The organism is Pararhizobium capsulatum DSM 1112 (genome assembly GCF_030814475.1).
Taxonomy (GTDB): domain Bacteria; phylum Pseudomonadota; class Alphaproteobacteria; order Rhizobiales; family Rhizobiaceae; genus Pararhizobium; species Pararhizobium capsulatum.
Genome location: NZ_JAUSVF010000001.1, coordinates 766516 through 786928, shown reverse-complemented (window position 1 = coordinate 786928; position 20413 = coordinate 766516). Strand labels below are relative to the sequence as shown.

Genomic DNA, 20413 nt, shown 5'->3' with positions numbered 1-20413 from the left:
CTGTCCGGAGGTATCGGGACGGGGAACATCGCCCCGTGCGGAAGGTTCGATCCTCCGGGAGGATCGAACAGGGAACTGAGCAATTTGACGATCGCATGTCTACTGACACATGAAAACAAGGCGCTGGAACGATAACTTCTCCCCGAGAAGTAAGCTAGAATACACTTGTACGAATAACCTCTACTGAATGTGGCAGACGCAGCCACTTCGATCTCCCCATCGCGCTTGGCCTGATGGCGGCTCTCGGCGCTATCCCCGCCGATGCGCTTTCGCCCTATGTCGTCATCGGCGAACTGAACCTTGACGGTACCATCGCGTCCGTGGCCGGCGCCCTGCCCGCCGCCATCGGCGCCAATGCGCTCGACAAGGGCCTCATCTGCCCCGCCGACAGCGGTCCCGAAGCCGCCTGGGCCGGCGCCGATATCGACATCCTCGCACCCCGCAGCCTGATTGCGCTTGCCAACCACTTCCGCGGCACCCAGGTCCTCTCCCGCCCGGAACCCGCGATCCGCGCACCGGTTGCCAACATGCCCGATCTCGCCGATATCAAGGGCCAGGAAAGCGCCAAGCGGGCGCTGGAAGTGGCCGCTGCCGGGAACCATAATCTCCTGATGGCCGCCATGATCGGCGGCGGCCTGCGTGCCAAGCCGGGTGAAGCCTCGCTTGCCCATAACGGCGTGCTGTTCCTCGATGAATTCCCCGAATTCACCCCGCAGGTGCTGGATGCGCTGCGCCAGCCGCTCGAAACGGCGGAATGCGTGATCGCCCGCGCCAACCACCGCGTCACCTACCCAGCCGCCATCCAACTTGTGGCCGCAATGAACCCCTGCCGCTGCGGCATGGCCGGCGAGCCCGGCCACAGCTGCGCCCGCGGTCCGCGCTGCGCCAGCGACTATCAGGCCCGCATTTCCGGTCCGCTGCTCGATCGCATTGATATCCGCATCGACGTGCCGGCCGTCACCGCCGCGGACCTCATCCGCCCCGGCATGGCCGAAGGTAGCAGCAGCGTCGCCGCCCGCGTCGCCCGCGCCCGTGAGCTCCAGCGAGACCGCTTCCTCGCTGCGGGCCTTCCCGGGATCACCAGCAATGCCCGCTGCACGACGACAATGATCGAGGTCATGGCCGCGCCCGATGCCAGCGGCCTGCAATTGCTGCGCGACGCTGCCGAAAAGATGCGCTTCTCCGCCCGCGGCTATCACCGCATCCTGAAAGTCGCCCGCACCCTTGCCGATCTCGACGGCCATGACACTGTCGGCCGCATCCACATCGCCGAGGCGATCTCCTACCGGATGCCGAGCGAACGGCTGACGGCGGCCGCATGAGCGGGGATGCGAAGGACGCAGGGCGATGCCGACCGCCACGACAGACAAACGCCGCGCAATAACGATGAAGCGCGGCGCCAGAATAGCGGAAGCACGACAGGTCAGGGAAATATCCCTGCCTGTCCGGACCCTGTTAAGCTCCCAGACCTTCGAAGAGCACGGTCGAAAGATAGCGCTCGGCAAAGGAGGGAATGATGACGACGATTGTCTTGCCTTCGTTTTCCGGGCGCTGGCCAACCTTGATTGCGGCCGTCAGCGCGGCGCCTGAGGAAATGCCGACCGGCACGCCCTCGAGCCGCGCCACATGACGGGCCATCTCCACGGCCTGCGCGCTGTTGACGGTGACGACCTCGTCATAAATCTTCGTATCGAGGATGGCGGGCGCAAAGCCGGCGCCGATGCCCTGGATCTTGTGCGGGCCTGGCACACCGCCGGAAAGAACCGGCGATTCCTCCGGCTCGACGGCGATCACCTGGATCGACGGCTTCTTCGCCTTCAGCACCTGGCCGGCACCGGTGATGGTGCCGCCGGTGCCAATGCCGGAAACCAGGATATCGACGCTGCCATCCGTATCGTTCCAGATTTCCTGGGCCGTGGTCTTGCGGTGGATTTCCGGGTTGGCCGGGTTTTCGAACTGCTGCGGAATGATCGCGTCCGGCAAGGTCGCTGCCAGTTCCTCGGCCTTGGCGATCGCCCCCTTCATGCCCTTCGGCCCTTCGGTCAGCACCAGTTCCGCGCCGAGCAGCGCCAGCATCTTGCGGCGCTCGATCGACATGGTCTCGGGCATCGTCAGGATCAACTTGTAGCCCTTGGCGGCGGCGGCAAAGGCGAGCGCAATGCCGGTATTGCCCGAGGTCGGCTCGATCAGCGTGGTCTTGCCGGGGGTAATCTTGCCCTGGGCTTCCAGCGTTTCGATCATCGCCACGCCGATGCGGTCCTTCACGGAGGCGATCGGGTTGAAGAATTCGAGCTTTGCCAGCAGATGCGCCTTGACGCCGTTTTCCTTGGCCAACTTGTCGAGCCGCACGATCGGCGTATCACCGATGGTTTCGGTGATGGACGAATAGATACGGCCGCGGCCGGGTTTGCGCTGATCGGACATGCTCATCTCCCTTGTGGTTGTTGGCCAAAGATAGGGCTTCCGCCGGGCAATGACGAGGGCGCCAGATCGAGCAACCGCTCATCGCTCGAGAAAAAATCCGCAGGGTGCCGCGCGATCGCGCAAATGGTTTTCTCAGGCCGCGCGGGTGGCGATGTACACGGCTGTCGATCCCAGGATGCCGGCCGCAATGCGGTTCAGCGAGCGCAGTGCCTTGGGCTGTTTCAGAAGCGCCCGCGCCCGCGCGGCGAGCAGAATATAGGGGATCAGCACCGCCATCAGAACGACGAACGTTGCCCCGACCAGAACAAGATAGCTGTCGATGCCGATTGCCCTGAGATCGATCAGCGTTGGCACGAGAGCGACATAGAACAGCATGGTCTTGGGGTTGCCGAGCGTCACCAGCAGTCCGGAGAGAAACGACAGGCCCAGGCTGCTGCTTTTGCGGGCCTCGATGTTCTGCGGCAACAAGCCCGCGGTCCACAGCCTGTAGGCGATATAGACGAGATAAAGCGCGCCAAGGACCTTGATGATCATGAAGGCCGTGGTGAATGTCTGCGCCACGAAAGCGAGACCGAGAATGACGGCGGTCAGATAGATCAGGTCGCCGAGAACAAGCCCCAGCCCCATGAAAAACGTCTCGCGAAAACCGGAGCCGAGCGCCCGCGCAACAATCGCGGTCATGCCGGGGCCGGGAATAGCGGCCGCGATGAAAAGGGCGCCGCAATAGGCCAGCAGGACCGCAAATGTCATGGTGTTTCGCTCCGGTTCATTTTTGTCGGTTTTTACGCTTTCGCGGCAGCGCTTTCAAGCGATCCTGGAATCCGGCGCTACTGCGTCCGTGCCTCGAAAGCCGGCACGCCCAGCCCCGCAGATCATTGTAAAAACTTCACCCTGACGACGGGAAAACAGATGAAGCGCGTTATATGAGACAAGACAGCCACCTCTCCGGCCAAGGCATCGTCCCGACCGCCTGTCTTTAACGCCCTGTCACCTTTTCTGTCTTTCGTTTCGCAAGGAGAAAATCATGCCCTCAACATCTGCCGAAAAGCGCCGCCGCGCACCGTTGACGACCCCGTCCGATCTCGCATCCAACGCGATCACAGACATCTCCGCGGCGCTGACTGCGCTGCTGGCAGATATCTTCGCGCTCTATATGAAAACCAAGAATTTCCATTGGCATATGTCCGGGCCGCATTTTCGCGATTATCACCTGCTGCTGGACGAGCAGTCCGAGCAGATCTTTGCAACGACGGACGATCTCGCCGAGCGCGCCCGCAAGATCGGCGGCACGACGCTACGCTCCATCGGCCATGCCTCGCGCCTGCAGCGCATTCCCGATAATGACGCCGACTATGTGACACCGGAGGATATGCTGGCCGAGCTCTGCGAAGACAACAAGCACCTCGTCTCGCTGCTGCGCGAAACCCATGCTCTCTGCGACGAACACAACGACGTCGCGACCGCAAGCCTGCTGGAAAACTGGATCGACGAGGCCGAGCGCCGCACCTGGTTCCTGTTCGAGACAACCCGCCAGGCGAAGTAACAGACGAGGCGGCGCTCAAAGGATCGAGCGCCGCCCTTTCCCTTGGCGAAACAGGCTCAGACGGCGCGCCGCCGCGCAACAAGCTGGCCAGGCTGCCAGCCCAGCGTCACGCCTGCCGCCGCCAGCAGGATCACGGCCGATCCGACAAGCTGCACCGACTGCAGCTCGTGTCCAAGCGCAAACCGATCGACGAGGATCGCCACTACCGGATAAAGGAACGACAAAGCACCCGTCAGATGGGTTGGCAGCTTCTGGATCGCACCGTAAAGCAGCACATACATCAGGCCGGTGTGAACGATGCCGAGCGTGGCAAGGCTTGACCAGACCGCGAGCGATGTCGGCAGGTCGGAAAAATTCGCCAGCGGGGCCAGCATCAGGGTGCCCGTCACCACCTGTATCAGGGCGATCAGATGCGGCGGCGTGCCCTTCAGCCGCTTGGCGGCGACCGCGGCCAGCGCATAGAAGAAGGCGGCCCCCAGCGCCAGCAGAATTCCGACGAGATAATCCTCCCCGCCACCGGATTTGCCCTCTACAATCGCCAGCATGCCGAGAAAGGAAAGGCCGAGCCAGAACAGTTTTTCGCCCGTCACCTTCTCGCCGAGGAAAAGCGCGCCTAAGCCCAGCAGCATGAAGGGCTGGGTATTGTAAACCATGGTGGCGATCGAGAAGGAGGCATGGCTATAGGATGAGAACAGCAGCAGCCAGTTGAGAACGATGGCAACACCGCCGGCAATGGCAATGAGCAGTGTCCGCCTCGTGAGAATGCCCCTGCGAAACTGACCGAGCCGGGCACAGACGATCATCAGAACCACGGCGCCGATGGCGCAGCGCCAGAAGACGACATCGACCACCGGCTGCCCGGACATCAGCACGAACCAGCCGATCGTCCCCGAAATCAGCATTGCCGCTATCATCTCCAACCGGCCGCGCCGGATCTGCTCGTTCGCCATCGCCACATCCCTCATGAACATGCAAGGAGAATAGCTGGTGAAATGGGGTGTTTACATAATTTCAAACAGGTGAAATGCTGACATCGTCTTCCATTTTCAGGCAATCATTCCAAATTACCTTCGAGGTTCCCGTGCTTGACGATGTCGACCGAAAACTTCTCGACCTGCTTTCCGCCAATGCCCGCATCTCGCTGAAAGAGCTGGCGGCTGAAGCCGGCCTGTCTTCGCCCAGCACGGCTGATCGGCTGCGAAAGCTCGACGAACGCGGCGTCATCACCGGTTATACCGTGGACGTGAACCCCTCGACGCTGGGTTACACGCTTCAGGCAGTGGTCCGCGTGCGCCCTATGCCGGGCATGCTGCATATCGTCGAGAAGCTGATTATCGACACGCCAGAATTCATCGAATGCGACAAGATCACCGGCGACGACTGTTTCGTCGCGAAACTGCTGGTCAGGGACATGGAGCAGCTGGACACGATCCTCGACCGCATCGCCGAAAAGGCCCAGACCAACACCTCGATCGTCAAATCCAGTCCGGTGAAACGGCGGCTGCCGCCGTTGACGGGCGGCTGACGATGGGCATGGCCGATCTGCGCGAATGGCGCTTGCCGGCGTATGGACGATCCTGTGTACGCAACATGCGGCGGCAAGTGCCGTCCGAGGAAGTGCGATCGGTACGTCCCCGTTGTTGGGGGAATGCTGAAACGGCGGCAATCTCCCTCTTCTCCCCAGCGGGGAGAAGGTGGCCCGAAGGGCCGGATGAGGGGGACGCTGGTACCGAACGTGCGGCAATGCCCCCCTCATCGCCTCGCATTCGCTCGGCACTTCTCCCCGCTGGGGAGAAGAGGAAAGAAGAGGAAAAGCGCTACAGCGGTGTTTGCGCGGGGCCCGAAACCTCAGAAGCCTGCCATCGGCGAAAGAGCGAGAGGATGAATCAGCGATACGTTGCCGCGGATCATCAGCCCGGCATGAGGCCTCCTCTCCAAGGCCTCTCCCTCCCACCCCAGCTTGTCCGGTGGGAAACACACGGTGACTTCCGTCGCCGTTGTTCCAATCGCGGCGAGGATCGTGGAGAGCGGCGGCATCTTGGCGGCGACGACATCGAGAACCTTGAACTCGGCCCCATCCATCTGCCACGCTACGATCAGATCGAGCGATGCGCTGTAGCTCAGGCGGATGTCGCCATCGAAAACGGCGCTGAGCAGAAACATCTCGCCCTGCCGGGTAACGGCAAAACGGCTCGACACCGGCGCACGCGTCGCCAGGAGCCGCGTCGTCAAGGCGAGATCGCCGGGGTTATCGAGATCAAGCAGACGGCCTTTCGCGACGCCGCTGTCCGCCATGGGCGCCAAACCCTTGAAATCATGTTCCGCCACGGCGCGGAAACCATAAGCTTCATAGAGCGCTGGCTTGTCGGTCAGCAGCAGTTCGAGTTCGCAGCCCGCCGCATTCGCCCAGGCAAACGCCCTTTGCATCAGGTCGCGATACAGGCCGCGACCACGCCACTCCGGCCGAACAGCGCCGGACTGGTAACCAACGGCCCGGACAGCCCGGCCATCGATCACCATCGGCATGGAAAACAGACTGAAATTGGCAACGCAGACGCCGGCTTCGTCGAAATAGGCAAAAGCCCGGCTTGTGGGATCAGGTCCGCCCAACCGGTCGAGCTGACCGACATCGATCCCGAAGGTATCATGAAGCAGATTGACCAGACCGCGCCACGCGGCGGGATCGGCGAAGTAATCCTCGCGGTAGGTAAGCCCTTCCGCGCCCGGCATTCAGACGCCGGTGGAGCCGAAGCCGCCTGCACCGCGCAGGGTTTCGCTCGTCTCGGCCGCCTCGCAGACCGCAACCTGCGTGACGGGCGCGATCACAATCTGGGCGATGCGCATGCCGCGCTCGACGATGAAGGGTTCCGTTCCGTGATTGATCAGCAGCGCCTTCACTTCGCCGCGATAGTCGCTGTCGATGGTGCCGGGGCTGTTGAGGCAGGTGATGCCGTGCTTGAAGGCAAGACCGGAGCGTGGGCGGATTTGCGCCTCGTAACCATCAGGGATTTCGAAGATGAAACCGGTCGGAACCAGCGCGCGTTCGCCGGGCTGCAGGGTAAGTGTCGCATCGGCTGCGACAGCCGCGCGCAGGTCCATGCCTGCGGCACCCGTCGTTTCATAAGACGGCAGGTCCAGCCCGTCGCCATGGGCAAGGCGAACGAGTTTCAGCATCGGGCGGGTTTCAGCGTGCAAGGTCATGCGGCATTACTTTGCCCCCGCGGACCCAAGGTCAATTGCAATCTCGCCCCGGAATGGCTAGATAGCCCGCAATTCACAGGATTCATGATTATGGCCGAAAGCCTTGCAGAGGCGGTTTCCCGCCGCCGTACCTTCGCGATTATCGCCCACCCCGATGCCGGCAAGACCACGCTCACCGAAAAGCTGCTGCTGTTCGGCGGCGCGATCCAGCTCGCAGGCGAAGTCAAGGCCAAGAAGGACCGTATCCAGACCCGCTCGGACTGGATGAAGATCGAACGCGAGCGCGGCATCTCGGTCGTCACTTCGGTGATGACCTTCGAATATGACGGCAACGTCTTCAACATCCTCGATACGCCCGGCCACGAAGACTTCGCGGACGACACCTATCGCACGCTGACGGCTGTCGATGCGGCCGTCATGGTCATCGACGCCGCCAAGGGCATCGAGCCGCGGACGCTGAAGCTGTTCGAAGTCTGCCGCATGCGCGACATCCCGATCCTCACCTTCATCAACAAGATGGACCGGGAAAGCCGCGATCCCTTCGAGATCCTCGACGAGGTGGAAGAGAAGCTGGCACTCGACACGGCGCCGATCACCTGGCCGATCGGCCGCTCCAAGACCTTCTGCGGCTCCTATAATATCGCTGAAAACACCGTGCGTGGCTCGGATACCGAGATTACCCCGACCAAGGTCAACGGCCCCCAGGCCGTGGCTGGCCGGCTGCCCGAAAATGAACGCCAGGCCTTCATCGACGAAACGGAACTGGCCATCGAGGCCTGCCGTCCGTTCGATCGTCAGGCGTTTCTCGAAGGCCATATGACGCCGGTGTTCTTCGGCTCGGCGCTCAGGAATTTCGGCGTTCGCGATCTCATCAATGCGCTGGGCGATTTTGCGCCGCCGCCGCGCGATCAGGTGGCCGACATCCGCACCGTGCATGCCGCGGAAGACCGCATGACCGCCTTTGTCTTCAAGATCCAGGCGAACATGGACCCCAACCACCGCGACCGTATCGCCTTTGCCCGCATCTGCTCGGGCAAGCTGGAGCGCGGCATGAAAGCGCGACTGGCGCGCACCGGCAAGCAGCTCGGCCTCACTGCGCCGCAGTTCTTCTTTGCCTCGCAACGCCAACTGGCCGATACCGCCTATGCCGGCGATGTCGTCGGCATCCCAAACCACGGGACGCTCAGGATCGGTGATACGCTGACCGAAGGCGAGGCGCTGGTGTTCCAGGGCGTGCCGAACTTCTCGCCGGAAATCCTGCGCCGCGTGCGGCTGGAAGATGCGATGAAAGCGAAGAAACTGAAGGAAGCGCTGCAGCAGATGGCCGAGGAAGGCGTTGTGCAGCTGTTCCAGCCCGAAGATGGCTCGCCGGCCATCGTCGGCGTCGTCGGCGCGCTGCAACTCGACGTCCTGAAGGAGCGGCTGCAATCGGAATATGGGCTGCCGGTTTCCTTCGATATGGCCCGCTTTTCAGTCTGCCGCTGGATCTCGTCCGACCAGCCGGCGGAGCTTGAAAAATTCCTCACCGTCAAGCGCGGCGATATCGCCCGCGATCTGGATGGCGACCCGGTTTTCCTGGCGCAGGACAGCTTTTCGCTGCGTTACGAGGCGGAGCGTTTCCCGGCAATCAAGATGGTCGCCATCAAGGAATATCACGTCGCCAAGGCGGCCTGATTTCGGCCTATTTAGATTTGAAACAATGAAACCGTCCTTTTGGACTGTTTCATTGTTTATGGCATTCGACTTCGAAATTTCCGCGTGACAGGCTTACCCATCTCTGGCACAAAAGAGGTGAAAGACAGGGGCGTCTGGCGAAAGCCGGGCTGAGAAGCACCCTTTGAACCTGAACCAGATCATGCTGGCGGAGGGAGTCGTTTCGGGCCTGCCGCAGCCTCGTGGCCCGCCCGACGTCCGCCCCCGTCGAAAGGGGCCGAGATGACGAACACCATTCCCGCAAGCCGGTTTTTAACGCAGATGCGCGCGCGCGCCCCGCTCGTCCAGTGCATCACCAATTACGTGGCGATGAACATCGCCGCCAATGTCATGCTGGCCGCCGGCGCTTCGCCCGCCATGGTGCATGCCCCAGAGGAGGCCGGCGAGTTTGCCGGCATCGCCGGTGCGCTCACAATCAATATCGGCACACTGTCGACGCAGTGGATTGCCGGCATGGAGGCGGCCGCGAAAGCTGCCAATGCTGCGGGCAAGCCCTGGGCGCTCGATCCGGTTGCGCATTACGCCACCGGCTTCCGACGGGATGCGACACGCAGCCTCATGGGTTTGAAGCCGGCGATCATTCGCGCCAATGCTTCCGAGATTATCGCCCTTGCCGGCGGCACAGGTGCCGGGAAAGGCGTGGATAGCGGGGATTCGGTCGAGTTTGCCGAGCAATCGGCCATCCTGCTTGCACGCCAGCATAGGGCTGTGGTTGCCGTGACAGGAGAGGTAGATTTCGTAACGGATGGCTTACGGTCTGCGCATATCCATGGCGGCTCGGCGCTCATGCCGAAGATTACCGCTCTCGGATGCTCACTCACCTGCCTTGTCGGCGCCTTCGTGGCAGTGCGCCCGGATGCGCCGTTCGATGCGACGATTGCCGCGCTTGCTACCTTTGCTGCGGCCGGGACCGAGGCTGCGAAGCTCGCGGAAGGACCGGGCTCGTTCCAGTGGCGCTTCCTCGATGCGCTTGCAGCCCTCGATCCGGCCGCGCTCGATGCCACGGTAACGACGGCATGAAGCGCTTCGACCTCTCGCTCTATCTGGTTCTCGATCCCGACCTCTGCGCCGGCTATGGCATGGTGGAGACGGCGCGGGCAGCCGTCGAAGGCGGTACGACGATCGTACAGCTGCGTGACAAGACCGGCGGTACCGAGCGGCTTGTCGAGACTGGCTTGACGCTGAAACGGGCGCTGGCAGGCACCGGCGCGTTATTGATCGTCAATGACGATATCGAGGCAGCTTGCCGGATCGGCGCGGATGGGCTGCATATCGGGCAGGATGATGGCGACCCCGCACTTGCACGCAAGCAGATCGGCAAGAAGATGATACTCGGCGTTTCCGTGGAGACGCTGGAAGCCACCCGGAGGCTAGATCCCGGCATCGTCGATTATGTCGGTGTCGGGCCCGTCTTTGCGACGGCGACGAAGCCGGATCACAAACAGCCCGTTGGTTTCGATGGTCTTGCTGCTCTTGTCGCGGCGAGCCCGGTGCCCTCCGTCGCCATCGGCGGGCTTAAAGGCAGCCATGTCAAGGCCGTTCTCGACGCCGGCGCCGATGGCCTTGCAGTCGTCTCAGCTATCTGCGGCACGCCCGATCCGCGTGAGGCCGCCCGTGCGCTTGCCATCCTGATCAAGGAGGCTCGCCGATGATCTGCAATGTTCTCTCCATCGCCGGCTCCGATCCCTCCGGAGGCGCCGGTATTCAGGCTGATCTCAAGACCTTTGCCGCCCGTGGCGTCTACGGTATGGCGGCGCTGACGGCACTGACGGCGCAGAACACGCAAGGAGTGACCGGTGTGCAGGCCGTGCCGCCCGATTTCGTGGCACAGCAGATCGCTGCCGTCTTCGCCGATGTCCGGGTCGATGCGGTGAAGATCGGCATGATCGCCAATGCCGGCATTGCGCAAGCCGTGGCCGACGTTCTAGTCGCGCACCGCGATATCCCCATCGTGCTCGACCCTGTGATGATTGCCAAGGGCGGTGCGCCGCTGCTGGCGCCGGATGCCGTGGAGGTGCTTTGCCGCCGGCTACTGCCGCTGGCGACGCTCGTTACGCCCAATCTGCCGGAAGCAGCCGCTCTACTCGGCGAGGAGCCCGCTGATGATCGTGACGGCATGGCGGCGCAGGCAAGCCGGCTTCTCGCCCGCGGCCCGAAGGCCGTGCTGGTCAAGGGCGGCCATCTTGATGAGGGCGACAGCCCGGATGTGCTTGTGACGACGCGCGGTGTCCGCTGGTTCGAGGGTGCACGTATTGCGACGGCAAACACCCATGGCACCGGCTGCACGCTTTCAAGCGCACTTGCCGCCGAGCTTGCCAAGGGTGCGGACGTTGGCACCGCCACCGAGACTGCTAAAGACTATCTGCTGGGTGCTATCGCCGCCGCAGCCGATCTTTCCGTCGGCTCCGGCCATGGGCCGGTGCAGCATTTTCATCATCTCTGGAAGGACTGATCGCGATCTGTCACCGGTTATCAGTAAGATACAGATTACCATTCTCATCCGTGGCGGCCACGATGCCGTGGTAGCCGTTGATGCCGGGATGGGAGGTTTCGAGCGGATGGGTGTGGGTCGTGGTAATGACCATGACATCCGAACCAGCGGCTTCACCGGCCAGAACACCGGCAGCCACATCTTCGAACACCAGGCATTCTGTCGGATCGAAGCCGACGCGCTTTGCGCCGAGCAGATAGCATTCCGGACTTGGCTTTCCGCGGGAAACATCTTCCGCCGTCACGATGAATTTCGGCTCTGGCAGGCCGGCAGCAGCCATGCGGACCTTGGCGAGCTTTATGGGCGAGGAGGTAACGATCGCCCAACGCTCGGCGGGCAGGTTTTTGACGAAATCGATGGCGCCGGGGATCGGGATGACGCCGGTGACATCATCGATTTCATCCTGTGTCACCTGGGCTGCTTCCGCTACCGGATCCACGCCCGGAAGACCAAGCTGGCGAATGGTATCGACGCCACGCTTACCGTGCATGGTCGGCAGGAAGGTCGCAACATCCAGCCCATGACGTTCCGCCCAGCGGCTCCAGACCCGTTCAGCAGCCGCAATCGAATTCAGCAAGGTGCCATCCATGTCGAACAGGAAGGCGGAATATTTCTTGCCGAAAACCGGCGACGTGGGGGATGACACTTGGGATAGCTCCTTGATGATCCGGGCGTTGACGCTCTGGAGGGGCCTTTCGAATACGAAGTTTTGCGCGTCGGATCAAACGGATATCGAGCGAGAGAGGCGATCAGCCTCGGGGCACGCCAGTTCAGCCCCTCCCCAACCCTTCCCACAAGCTGGAGGCGGATGGCTGGGTTGAGCCCCTCCCTCCTTGTCGAGAGGGGACTTCCATAAGTGATTGCCCTACCTTGACGGGGATGCCGGGCGGGGCGCAGAGCATGGAAAACAACAGTCTTGTTCCGTGAGGATTTCCGCCATCAGCGCCCACCGAGCGCCAGTCGCAACCCCATCAGCCCGAAAGCGGCGGCGAAGGAGCGGCGTAGCCAAAAGGTCACGCCCGGCCGTGATACGATCTGTCGGCGGGTAAAGGCGGCGAAAAGGCCATATCCGATGAAAACGACGAAGGTCAGGGCCATGAAGATTAGGGCAAGGCCGATCATCGCCATCGTCTGATTTGTGGAATCGACGGCGACGAATTGCGGCAAGAAGGCCAGGAAGAACAGCGACAGTTTCGGGTTCAGGATATTGAGCAGGAAGCCGGTGGCGATTGTGCGGGTGGCGGAAAGGCGCGGTGCGTTTTCGTTGACTTCAAGGCTTTCCGTATTCCGGGCTACGCGCCATGCCATGTAGAACAGATAGGCGACGCCGAGATATTTGACGATTTCGAAGGCGAGTGCGCTGGTGTGCAGAAGGGCCGCAAGGCCGACGACACTTGCTGCCAGATGCGGCAGGATGCCGAGCGTGCAGCCGACAGCTGCCAGGATGCTGCCACGCACGCCGCCGTTCAGGCCGCAGGCGAGCGTATAGAGCACGCCGGTTCCCGGCAGCAGGATGACGATCAGCGATGTGAAGATGTAATCGAGGCTCATTGTGGGCTCCCGTGTTGGACTGCAGCCAGTCAACCGGGAAGTTGGCCTTAAGTCTTGAACGCAATTGCAGAGTCAGCGCCGGCCGGCTGCGAGCATGCCGGGGCTGAAGCCGAAAAAGCGGGTGAAAAGCCGGGTCATATGGCTCTGGTCGGAAAAGCCGCTTGCGGCAGCGGCGTCGGCGAGCGGCATGCCTGTGCCGATAAACCGCCGCGCCATATTGAGACGGCGCTGGACGATGTAGGCGTGGGGAGTAAGGCCCATCCATTGGGAGAAGGCGCGCAGGACCTGATAGCGACTGAGGCCGCTTGCCTCGGCAAGATCGGAGAGGGAGATCGGTGCGGTTGGGTCATCGTCGATCAGAATGCGGGCGTGGCGCACGGATGCGGGAATGCCGGGTCTTATGGTAGATTGCTGCACAAGCAGGGTGGCGCAGGTTTGGAGCAGCCAGGCTTCGGCGGCCATGATCGCGGTTTGTTGTTCCGCCGATGATGGGCTGCCGTGGGGTTCGAGCTTGTGGCTTTTACCCCCCTCTGCCCTGTCGGGCATCTCCCCCTCAAGGGGGAAGATTGGCGGGGGTAGCCTCCCGGCGCAGCCGACAGAAGGGGGGTGGGACGGCGCGGTCCGAGTGTGCGGCAAGGCACCCTCATCCGGCCCTTCGGGCCACCTCCCAGATGAGGAGAAGAGGGCGTTCGGGGCATCTTCCGCTGCCAAACTTCGGCCGGTGATGGTCGCGTAAACCCGCGCGAAATCGGATGCGATAATAGGGTTGCGGATCACGGGATCGGAAAACTCGGCCACGCGATACTTTGCTTCACTGACATCACGACAGGCCTCACCCATCAGCTCCGGGTCGAGATAGAGCATATGCCAGGCACGGCCATCCCCACCAATCGGCAGGCCATCATGAATTTCACCCGGATTGACGGTAATCACATCACCGGCGCCCGCCTCGACCGGGCCGCGGCCACTGGCCGAGCGTTGGGCGCCGCGGTGGATGAGGCCGATGCCGAAGGTGTCGTGGATATGGCGCGGAAAGCTCTGCCGCGTGTCGGCTTCGACCGCCTCCATACCGCTAAACAGGATACGGCGCACGACGACAGGCTTGCGCTTTGGTGGGCGGGGTTCGGCGAGGGCGGTCATTCGCCAGGCCGGCCCGGCAAGGCTTCGATCGATGCGCTCCACGGCAGGGCGGAAGAGCACCACTTCTGCTTTTTCGGGGCGAGTTCCCGCCGCTGGTTGACCGTGCCAACACGAATGCCGATTTCGGAGGCATCCTCTCCCGTGCCGGTCGTATAGATGGGCGAGCCGCAATTGGGGCAGAACATCTGGTAGCGTCGCTTGCCGTTGTCACCGTGCTTCACGTAGATTTTCGGCGCACCGCCGGTGAGATCGAAATCGGTGAGGTTGCAGCGGACCGTGACACGATAGGCACTGCCGGTCAGTTGCTGGCAATCGGTGCAGTGGCATATGGAAACGTTTTGCGGGTCGATCTCGGCTTCATAGGAAATGAACCCGCAATGACATTGTCCGTCTATTCTCATGGCCGCCTCCCTCTTCGCTGAGCGCTCTAAGAAGAAGGTAGCGCATCATATGCCGGTGAAAAGCCATTGATGCTCCGGCGCATTGTGGAATTTCCAGATGCGGGAGGGGCCGGCCATGACGTTGAGGTAGTAAAGGTCGTAACCATGGATCGCGGCGACCGGATGGTAACCCTTGGGCACCAATGCCACGTCGCCGTCCTCCACGGCCATGGTTTCGTCCAATGAGCGGTCGTCGGTATAGACGCGCTGCATGGCAAAACCCTGAGACGGATTGAGACGGTGGTAGTAGGTTTCCTCGAGGAAACTTTCGGCAGGGAGATTGTCCTGATCGTGCTTGTGGGGGGGATAGGATGAGGTGTGGCCGCCGGGGGTGATGACTTCCACCACCAGCAGGGAATGGGCAGAGGCGTCGTCTTCTGGCATGATGTTGGTGACATAACGCGTGTTGGTCCCCTTGCCGCGGGTCATCAGCGGGTGGGTGCCGGGGCGGATAACCTTGGCCTTGTAACCCTCTCCGCCCGGCGCGGAGCAGACGGCGAGTTCGAGCGCCGTGGTGGCGGTGACCTGCCAATGGCTGCCCTTCGGCACATAGACGGCATAGGGCTGCCCCTCGAACGGGGTCATGCGCTCGCCGAGTTCGCCGAAATCCTCGCCGTCGACGAAAACCTTGGCCTTGCCGGTGACGAGGACGAGGCAGACTTCCTTGTCGCCGGTTTCTCCGCTGGAGCTTTCACCGGCCGCGAGACGGTCGAGAGCGAAGCCGACATAGGTCCAGCCGGCGCTTTCCGGCGTGATCTCGTGGACGCGGCCGGCGATGCCCTTGGGTTTCACGAGCAGGTTTGGCATGAGCTTTGTCCTTCTATCCCTTTCCCGACAGGCCGTCAGCCCTTCGGAAAACCTTCCGTTTCCACCGTATACCCTGCAGCGGTCATGACGCGCATGAGTTCGGCATAACCGATCTCCGCCATCTTCTGCGGCGGCGATTTGCGGGGATCCTGCTCGGCCTCGACCACGAACCAGCCCTCATAGCCATAATCTGCGAAACGCTGGACGATGGCGCCGAAATCGAGCGAGCCGTCGCCCGGCACGGTGAAGGCGCCGAGCGCCACGGCATCGAGGAAGGATTGCTTGCTGCGATCCAGTCCATCCACCACCGGCTGGCGGATGTCCTTCACATGCACATGGTTGATGCGGGCATGGTGATTGTCGATGGCGCGCATCACGTCGCCACCGGCGAAGGCCAGATGGCCGGCGTCCAAGAGCAGCGGGATGCCCTCGCCGGAATTACGCATGAAGGCGTCGAGCTCCGGCTCGGTTTCAACGACGGCGGCCATGTGGTGATGGTAGGAGAGCGGCATGCCCTGATCGGCGCACCATTCGCCGAATGCGGTGACGCGACGCCCGTAGGCCTTCATCTCGTCATCGCCAAGGCGCGTTTTGGTGGCGAGCGGCTTAGAGCGGTCGCCCTGGATCGAGCGGCCGACTTCGCCATAGACGATGCAGGGCGCATTGACGGCCTTGAACAGCGCGATCATCGGTGCGATGCGATCCTTGTTGGCCGACAGATCCTCGTCAACCAGTGTGCCGGAGAACCAGCCGCCGCAGAGCGTCACGTCGGCTGCGCGCAGGATCGGCAGCATGTCATTTGGATTGTTGGGAAAACGGCGACCCTGCTCCATGCCGGTGAAGCCGGCGCTGCGGGATTGGCGCAGGCATTCGTCGAGCGAAACGTCGTCGCTGAGTTCGGGAAGATCGTCGTTCCACCAGGCGATGGGCGACATGCCGAGTTTGGCTTTCATGAAATTCTCCAAGCGTTGTTTGCGAGCCCGCAGCAGGCTCTTCGAAAGTGATCTGGGTTCGGACTTTAACCGAAGCGCTGGGCGAGTAGCGCCTTTTCGTAAGTCTTTCGGGCCTCGTTGACAGAGGAACGCTCCGACACTTCGGGCACGGCAACATCCCACCAGTGCCCGCCCTCATCGGTGGTGATCAGCGGGTCGGTGTCGATGACGATGACGGTCGTGCGGGTCTCACCGACCGTTTCCTTCAGCGCGGTTTCCAGCTCACTGATCGAGGCGACCTTGCGGGAGACGGCGCCCATGGCGGCGGCGTGGGCAGCGAAATCGATGCCGGGCAGCGTGACGTGGTGAGTATCCTTCAGGAGGTTGTTGAAGTTCGCACCACCGGTCGCCATCTGCAGCCGGTTGATGCAGCCGTAGCCGGCATTGTCGAGCAGCACGATGGTCAGCTTGGCGCCGAGCATGATCGAGGAGGCGATCTCGGCATTCAGCATCATGTAGCTGCCATCGCCGACCATGACGATGACGTCGCTGTCCGGCTTCGCCAGCTTGACGCCGAGACCGCCGGCGATCTCATAGCCCATGGTCGAGAAGCCGTATTCCATATGGTAGCTGCCGGGCGTTTCAGCCTGCCAGAGCTTGTGCAGCTCGCCCGGCAGACCACCAGCGGCGCAGACAAGCGTCGTTGCTTTACCGCCGCGGGCGCGCTGGACGGCGCCGATGACTTGCGCGTCGGAGGGGAGTGCTGAATTGGTGGTCGCGGTTGCTTTGTTCGCGGCCTTCAACCATTCCGCTTTCAGCGTCTCGGCCTTGTCTGTCCAAGCGGCATCAACCTTATACAATCCAAGGCCGGCGCTCAGAGCCTCAAGGCCTTCGCGGGCATCGGCGACAAGGGGAAGACTTTCATGCTTGGCCGCATCGAAAGGCTGCACGTTGAGGCCGAGGATGTTCAGGTCGTCATTCTTGAACAGCCCCCAGGAGCCGGTGGTGAAATCCTGTAGGCGGGAGCCGACGGCAAGAACCACGTCCGCCGTTTCCGTCAACGCATTCGAGGCGGAGGTGCCGGTGACGCCGACGGAGCCCATGTTGAGCGGGTGGCTATGCGGCAGCGCGGACTTGCCGGCCTGGGTTTCGACGACGGGGATACCGTGTTTTTCGGCAAACGCTACGAGTGCGGCGCTGGCTTCGGAATACAGCACGCCGCCGCCAGCGATGATGACGGGGGTCTTTGCCGCCTTCAGCGCAGCGATGGCGGAGGCGAGTTCGTCGGCATCCGGGCGGAGGCGGCGGGGCACCCAGACCTTCTCGTCGAAGAAGTTTTCGGGATAATCGTAAGCCTCCGCCTGCACATCCTGGCAGAGCGAGAGCGTCACCGGTCCGCAGTCTGCCGGGTCGGTCAGCACCTGCATGGCGCGGCGCAGGGCCGGGATGATCTGTTCCGGACGGGTGATGCGGTCGAAATAGCGGGAGACGGGGCGGAAGCAGTCATTGGCCGAGATGGTGCCATCGGCGAAACCTTCGACCTGCTGCAGCACCGGATCGGGGCGGCGGTTGGCGAAGACGTCGCCGGGCAGGAGAAGGACCGGCAGGCGGTTGACGTGGGCGAGTGCTGCCGAGGTCACCATGTTGAGCGCGCCGGGGCCGATGGAGGTGGTGCAGGCCATGAAGCGGCGGCGGAAGCTTGCCTTGGCGAAGGCGATCGCCGCATTGGCCATGCCCTGCTCGTTCTGGCCGCGATAGGTCGGCAGCGTGTCCTTAATGGCATGCAGCGCCTCGCCGACGCCGGCGACGTTGCCGTGGCCGAAAATGGCGAAGACGCCGCCGAAGATCGGCAGCTTCTCGCCGTCGATCACGGTCATCTGCCGCGTCAGGAACCGCGCCACCGCCTGCGCCATGGTCAGGCGAACGGTTTTCTGGGCCATTGTTTTCTCCTCCCATACGCGGACCAGGTCCGGTATCATTGTCTGCCTTTGTGGGGAGGGTTTTACCCCCCTCTGTCACTGCGTGACATCCCCCCCTCAAGGGGGGAGATTGTTCTTTTCCGTTACACCACTCCCGGATGCCACTTCTCCCCAACGGGGCGAAGTGCCGAGCGGATGCGAGGCGATGAGGGGGCGGGACGCCAAATGCTGAGCAAGCCGCCCCTCATCCGGCGCTGTGCGCCACCTTCTCCCCGCTGGGAGAGGGTGGGCCTCACGCGGCCTTCGTCTCATCCAACCCTTGCCACAACTCGACCAGCGCTCCAAAGCGGATCGCCATGTCGGCAATCGCAGCTTCATCATCCATCGATCCGCCTAGCCACGCCTTGGCGGCATCGGCGAAGATCGTGCGTCCCACAGCGAAACCCTTGACGGTACGCGCGCCCTTGGCCGCAGCGAAACCCTCTTTCAGCGCCTCATAGGGCGCTTCCAGCCCGAGCAGCACCACGCCGCGGCAGAGCGGGTCGCGGGTCTCTACGACCTTGTCAATCGCCGCCCAGGCCGCGCGGTTTGCCTGCGGTTCGAGCTTCCACCAATCCGGCTTCAAACCGGCATCATAAAGCTCGGTCAGGGCGCGGGCGACCGTATCGTCCGCAAGCGTGCCGTGTTTTCCGGCGATGATCTCGATCAGGATTTCGCGGCCGACCTTGCGGGCGGCCTCGAAGGCGGAGCGCAGCTTGGCGATCTGGGTTGCCTTCAGCTCGGCCGGGTCATCCGGGTGATAGAAGCTCAGGACCTTGATGCAGTGATCGACGGGCCAGTCGATCAGGCGGCTGCCGAGATCCTGGCTGAATTCGAACTGCAGCGGCCGGGAACCCGGAAGTTCGATCGGCTTGCCAATCCAGAAATCGCGGTTCCTCGAGGCCGCGAACAGGGCTTCTCGGCCGAACTTGTCGTCGATCAGCATGCCGAAGCCGGGACGGCCGGCGGCGATGCGTTCGGCGGCCCTGACGGCCAGGACCTTGAAGGCAGGGATGCGCGCTAGCTTGTCGGCGTCTCCCGCCGCCAGGTCTTCGAGCTGGATACGATGATCGATGGCGAGCGCCATGAGTTGGGGAATGTCGCGGCGGCGGGTGGTGGCCCAATGGACGTGGTTGATTGCCTCGTCCTTGCGCAACGCCTTTTCCTTGCTGCCATTTTCGAGGAAGAACTGCAGCTCCGTCCAGGTCGGGATTTCCGGCGCGCAGAGCAGGCGGGAAACGGCGAAGGCGCCGCAGGCGTTGGCCCAGGTGGCCGAGGTGGCATGGGGCTCGCCGCGCAACCAGCCGCGCAGGAAGCCGGACATGAAGGCGTCGCCGGCACCGAGAACATTGTAGACCTCGATCGGAAAGCCCTTGCCGACGATGCCCTGTTCCAGATCGTCCGGCACCGGGCCGTCATAGACGATGCAGCCCATGGGGCCGCGCTTCAGGACGATGGTGGCGGAGGAATTGGCGCGGATGGTTTTGAGCGCCGAGAGCAGGTTTTCTTCGCCCGAGGCGATCAGCACTTCCTCTTCGGTGCCGACGATCAGGTCGCACTTGGAAAGCACCGTCTTCAGATGCGCCGAAACCCGCTCGGAGGCGATGTAACGGTTGTCGCCGGCATCGTGGCCGGCGAGGCCCCAGAGGTTCGGGCGGTAATCGATATCGAACACGACCTTGCCGCCATTGGCCTTGGCGATGCGAATCGCCTTGCGCTGGGCGGCGTCGGTGTGCGGCTTAGAAAAATGCGTGCCGGTGACGAGGATGGCGCGGGACGAGCGGATGAAGGCTTCGTCGATATCGGCTTCGCACAAGGCATTGTCGGCGCAGTTGTCGCGGTAGAACAGCAGCGGGAAGGAATGGTCGCTCTCGACCGACAGGATCGCCAGCGCAGTCAGCCGTTCGGGATCGGTGACGATGCCCGCCGTCTCGACACCCTCACGCGCGAGCTGTTCGCGGATGAAGCGGCCCATCTGCTCTTTGCCGACGCGGGTGATCAGGGCCGATTTCAGACCCAGACGCGCGGTGCCGACGGAGATGTTGGTCGGGCAGCCGCCGACGGACTTGGCAAAGCTTGCGACATCCTCGAGGCGGGTACCTATCTGCTGGCCATAGAGATCGACTGATGCACGGCCAATCGTGATGATATCGAGCCGCTTTTCGGCCGACGCTTCGTGGCTCTCGGTCACATCTTCCTCCCGGCAGTCTGCT

19 protein-coding genes, 2 pseudogenes and 1 riboswitch are annotated in these 20413 nt (G+C 62.7%); of the genes and pseudogenes, 7 read left to right on the top strand and 14 right to left on the bottom strand.

The window, feature by feature from the left end:
- Positions 1 to 200: 200 nt before the first annotated feature.
- Positions 201 to 1322 (top strand): annotated as a pseudogene (locus tag QO002_RS03675) (YifB family Mg chelatase-like AAA ATPase); the annotation flags it as partial.
- A 133-nt stretch (positions 1323 to 1455) separates the two neighbouring features.
- Here QO002_RS03675 and cysK read toward each other — a convergent pair.
- Together cysK and QO002_RS03665 are read right to left on the bottom strand one after the other, a co-directional pair.
- On the bottom strand, positions 1456 to 2424 hold the full coding sequence (gene cysK, locus QO002_RS03670) for a cysteine synthase A (RefSeq protein ID WP_307226798.1): 969 nt from the start codon (positions 2422 to 2424) through the stop codon (positions 1456 to 1458).
- Between the two features lie 132 nt (positions 2425 to 2556).
- Positions 2557 to 3174 (bottom strand): LysE family translocator, encoded by a 618-nt coding sequence (locus QO002_RS03665; RefSeq protein ID WP_307226796.1) that lies wholly within the window; start codon positions 3172 to 3174, stop codon positions 2557 to 2559.
- A gap of 274 nt (positions 3175 to 3448) precedes the next feature.
- On the opposite strand from QO002_RS03665, the gene QO002_RS03660 reads away from it, so the two are divergent.
- The gene (locus QO002_RS03660) at positions 3449 to 3967 is read left to right on the top strand and encodes a Dps family protein (RefSeq protein ID WP_307226794.1); all 519 of its coding nucleotides are present in this window, start codon (positions 3449 to 3451) and stop codon (positions 3965 to 3967) included.
- Positions 3968 to 4023: 56 nt separating this feature from the next.
- On the opposite strand, the gene QO002_RS03655 is transcribed toward QO002_RS03660, so the two are convergent.
- Complete coding sequence (locus tag QO002_RS03655; RefSeq protein ID WP_307226792.1) at positions 4024 to 4917, bottom strand: DMT family transporter; 894 nt, start codon at positions 4915 to 4917, stop codon at positions 4024 to 4026.
- Positions 4918 to 5048: 131 nt separating this feature from the next.
- Between QO002_RS03655 and QO002_RS03650 the strand changes: the two genes are divergently transcribed.
- Positions 5049 to 5492, top strand: a complete 444-nt coding sequence (locus tag QO002_RS03650) for an Lrp/AsnC family transcriptional regulator (RefSeq protein WP_307226790.1) — start codon at positions 5049 to 5051, stop codon at positions 5490 to 5492.
- Between the two features lie 323 nt (positions 5493 to 5815).
- Here QO002_RS03650 and QO002_RS03645 read toward each other — a convergent pair whose 3' ends face one another.
- Both QO002_RS03645 and dut read right to left on the bottom strand, forming a co-directional pair.
- Entirely contained in the window at positions 5816 to 6697 is an 882-nt protein-coding gene (locus tag QO002_RS03645; protein ID WP_307226788.1) for a GNAT family N-acetyltransferase, read from the bottom strand.
- Positions 6698 to 7168 (bottom strand): dUTP diphosphatase, encoded by a 471-nt coding sequence (gene dut / locus QO002_RS03640; RefSeq protein ID WP_307226786.1) that lies wholly within the window; start codon positions 7166 to 7168, stop codon positions 6698 to 6700.
- A gap of 90 nt (positions 7169 to 7258) precedes the next feature.
- On the opposite strand from dut, the gene QO002_RS03635 reads away from it, so the two are divergent.
- The 4 genes from QO002_RS03635 (at position 7259) to thiD (ending at position 11333) form a co-directional block, all read left to right on the top strand.
- The gene (locus QO002_RS03635) at positions 7259 to 8842 is read left to right on the top strand and encodes a peptide chain release factor 3 (protein ID WP_307226784.1); all 1584 of its coding nucleotides are present in this window, start codon (positions 7259 to 7261) and stop codon (positions 8840 to 8842) included.
- Between the two features lie 116 nt (positions 8843 to 8958).
- Positions 8959 to 9055, top strand: a riboswitch (TPP riboswitch).
- A gap of 48 nt (positions 9056 to 9103) precedes the next feature.
- Positions 9104 to 9901, top strand: a complete 798-nt coding sequence (gene thiM / locus QO002_RS03630) for a hydroxyethylthiazole kinase (protein ID WP_307226782.1) — start codon at positions 9104 to 9106, stop codon at positions 9899 to 9901.
- On the top strand, positions 9898 to 10533 hold the full coding sequence (gene thiE, locus QO002_RS03625) for a thiamine phosphate synthase (protein WP_307226779.1): 636 nt from the start codon (positions 9898 to 9900) through the stop codon (positions 10531 to 10533). The genes thiM and thiE overlap by 4 nt, the downstream gene beginning before the upstream one ends.
- The gene (gene thiD, locus QO002_RS03620) at positions 10530 to 11333 is read left to right on the top strand and encodes a bifunctional hydroxymethylpyrimidine kinase/phosphomethylpyrimidine kinase (RefSeq protein WP_307226777.1); all 804 of its coding nucleotides are present in this window, start codon (positions 10530 to 10532) and stop codon (positions 11331 to 11333) included. The genes thiE and thiD overlap by 4 nt, the downstream gene beginning before the upstream one ends.
- Positions 11334 to 11343: 10 nt before the next feature.
- Here the strand turns inward: thiD and QO002_RS03615 are convergent, their stop codons facing one another.
- From QO002_RS03615 to QO002_RS03580, 9 genes and pseudogenes are all read right to left on the bottom strand, one after another.
- A complete protein-coding gene (locus QO002_RS03615) occupies positions 11344 to 12018 on the bottom strand; it encodes an HAD family hydrolase (RefSeq protein WP_307226776.1) in 675 nt (224 codons plus the stop codon).
- Positions 12019 to 12311: 293 nt separating this feature from the next.
- Complete coding sequence (locus QO002_RS03610) at positions 12312 to 12923, bottom strand: LysE family translocator (protein WP_307226774.1); 612 nt, start codon at positions 12921 to 12923, stop codon at positions 12312 to 12314.
- Positions 12924 to 12995: 72 nt separating this feature from the next.
- Positions 12996 to 13385: a helix-turn-helix transcriptional regulator gene (locus tag QO002_RS31105; protein ID WP_442417767.1), complete on the bottom strand. Its 390-nt coding sequence runs from the start codon at positions 13383 to 13385 to the stop codon at positions 12996 to 12998.
- A gap of 267 nt (positions 13386 to 13652) precedes the next feature.
- A pseudogene (locus tag QO002_RS31100) lies at positions 13653 to 13991 on the bottom strand (AraC family ligand binding domain-containing protein); the annotation flags it as partial.
- 68 nt (positions 13992 to 14059) lie between these two features.
- Positions 14060 to 14464, bottom strand: coding sequence for a GFA family protein (locus tag QO002_RS03600; RefSeq protein ID WP_307226769.1), 405 nt, complete (start codon positions 14462 to 14464; stop codon positions 14060 to 14062).
- A 45-nt stretch (positions 14465 to 14509) separates the two neighbouring features.
- Complete coding sequence (gene iolB, locus QO002_RS03595; protein WP_307226767.1) at positions 14510 to 15310, bottom strand: 5-deoxy-glucuronate isomerase; 801 nt, start codon at positions 15308 to 15310, stop codon at positions 14510 to 14512.
- Positions 15311 to 15345: 35 nt separating this feature from the next.
- Positions 15346 to 16263, bottom strand: a complete 918-nt coding sequence (iolE, locus tag QO002_RS03590; protein WP_307226765.1) for a myo-inosose-2 dehydratase — start codon at positions 16261 to 16263, stop codon at positions 15346 to 15348.
- Between the two features lie 65 nt (positions 16264 to 16328).
- A complete protein-coding gene (gene iolD, locus QO002_RS03585) occupies positions 16329 to 18182 on the bottom strand; it encodes a 3D-(3,5/4)-trihydroxycyclohexane-1,2-dione acylhydrolase (decyclizing) (RefSeq protein WP_307226763.1) in 1854 nt (617 codons plus the stop codon).
- A 271-nt stretch (positions 18183 to 18453) separates the two neighbouring features.
- On the bottom strand, positions 18454 to 20391 hold the full coding sequence (locus QO002_RS03580; RefSeq protein ID WP_307226761.1) for a bifunctional 5-dehydro-2-deoxygluconokinase/5-dehydro-2-deoxyphosphogluconate aldolase: 1938 nt from the start codon (positions 20389 to 20391) through the stop codon (positions 18454 to 18456).
- Positions 20392 to 20413: the final 22 nt, after the last annotated feature.

Coding starts and splice junctions, on each gene's coding strand:
- iolE (WP_307226765.1), bottom strand. CDS start 16,263: ATGAAAGCCAAACTCGGCATGTCGCCCATCGCCTGGTGGAACGACGAT.
- thiD (WP_307226777.1), top strand. CDS start 10,530: ATGATCTGCAATGTTCTCTCCATCGCCGGCTCCGATCCCTCCGGAGGC.
- QO002_RS03610 (WP_307226774.1), bottom strand. CDS start 12,923: ATGAGCCTCGATTACATCTTCACATCGCTGATCGTCATCCTGCTGCCG.
- cysK (WP_307226798.1), bottom strand. CDS start 2,424: ATGTCCGATCAGCGCAAACCCGGCCGCGGCCGTATCTATTCGTCCATC.
- QO002_RS31105 (WP_442417767.1), bottom strand. CDS start 13,385: ATGGCCGCCGAAGCCTGGCTGCTCCAAACCTGCGCCACCCTGCTTGTG.
- iolD (WP_307226763.1), bottom strand. CDS start 18,182: ATGGCCCAGAAAACCGTTCGCCTGACCATGGCGCAGGCGGTGGCGCGG.
- dut (WP_307226786.1), bottom strand. CDS start 7,168: ATGACCTTGCACGCTGAAACCCGCCCGATGCTGAAACTCGTTCGCCTT.
- QO002_RS03660 (WP_307226794.1), top strand. CDS start 3,449: ATGCCCTCAACATCTGCCGAAAAGCGCCGCCGCGCACCGTTGACGACC.
- QO002_RS03665 (WP_307226796.1), bottom strand. CDS start 3,174: ATGACATTTGCGGTCCTGCTGGCCTATTGCGGCGCCCTTTTCATCGCG.
- QO002_RS03635 (WP_307226784.1), top strand. CDS start 7,259: ATGGCCGAAAGCCTTGCAGAGGCGGTTTCCCGCCGCCGTACCTTCGCG.
- thiM (WP_307226782.1), top strand. CDS start 9,104: ATGACGAACACCATTCCCGCAAGCCGGTTTTTAACGCAGATGCGCGCG.
- QO002_RS03600 (WP_307226769.1), bottom strand. CDS start 14,464: ATGAGAATAGACGGACAATGTCATTGCGGGTTCATTTCCTATGAAGCC.
- QO002_RS03645 (WP_307226788.1), bottom strand. CDS start 6,697: ATGCCGGGCGCGGAAGGGCTTACCTACCGCGAGGATTACTTCGCCGAT.
- thiE (WP_307226779.1), top strand. CDS start 9,898: ATGAAGCGCTTCGACCTCTCGCTCTATCTGGTTCTCGATCCCGACCTC.
- QO002_RS03655 (WP_307226792.1), bottom strand. CDS start 4,917: ATGGCGAACGAGCAGATCCGGCGCGGCCGGTTGGAGATGATAGCGGCA.
- iolB (WP_307226767.1), bottom strand. CDS start 15,310: ATGCCAAACCTGCTCGTGAAACCCAAGGGCATCGCCGGCCGCGTCCAC.